Annotated in this window: 1 protein-coding gene; it reads right to left on the bottom strand. The window is 34.1% G+C overall.

Annotation, left to right across the window (positions count from 1 at the left end; translation table 11 throughout):
- A partial coding sequence (locus BBG47_RS28240; protein ID WP_139070830.1) for a GrpB family protein occupies positions 1 to 279 on the bottom strand: 279 nt, incomplete at its 3' end.
- Between the last annotated feature and the right edge of the window lie 591 nt (positions 280 to 870).

Here is an 870-nt window from a genome sequence, read left to right as displayed (position 1 = left end):
TTCTGTCCAACTAAGTGTAGCCGATCTAAAATTCCCTTCATGAAAGTAACCTAATTCACTCAACATTCCAACGACCTGAGGGAGTAATGACATAGAGTCTATTACGATATCAATATCAATAATTGGTTTGGCTGAAAGGCCAGGAACAGAGGTGCTTCCAACATGCTCTATGGTTAAAGCTAACTCTCCTAATTTATCTCTTAATATATCTTTCAATTCATTAAACATCACAGGCCATGCATCATTATAATCTTCAATAACCACTGGTCTCGAACCCATATTAAATAGCCCTCCACTCTAATATGTCTTTACGAAGATTTCCGATAACGTCTCTCGTATTCATGACGCCCCACCTTCCTAGAATCACGGAGTGACCGCCGAATAGTTATAAAACCAATCTCTATGCATTAGACATATATGTTCAATAAATCTATCGATTTCTGTTTCATTACATCCAATCCAATTATCAACTTCGTTCATTATCTCTTCATTAAGATAATTATCTATACCTTTACAATAATTCTCTAAAATAATTCTTTCGTCGTATTCTCGAAGAATACGTATCAGCACATTTGCCGAGTCTATTTCTAACACTTCATAGTAAGTCCAAACCCCAGATCTTTCAGACATCGATTGCCAATTCATTAATTGGTTTAACGCCATAACCCATCTGATGTTCTCAGTCTTTTGCATAAATGAATTTGCTAAGATTAATAATTCAACTTTTGACTGATATTCATTTATCGAATTAAAAAATTGATCCAAGTAGAATTTTGAATACTTCATTAAATCACCCATTAAAATTATTACAGTTTCAAATTATGCTCTTGCCTAACCCTATTGGTCTATCTCTTGACTCTGCTTAATACT

It is taken from the genome of Paenibacillus sp. KS1, assembly GCF_001680695.1.
GTDB classification, from domain to species: domain Bacteria; phylum Bacillota; class Bacilli; order Paenibacillales; family Paenibacillaceae; genus Paenibacillus_B; species Paenibacillus_B suaedae.
The sequence above is the reverse complement of the archived record's forward strand: the minus strand, read 5'-3'. Positions and strand labels throughout refer to the sequence as shown.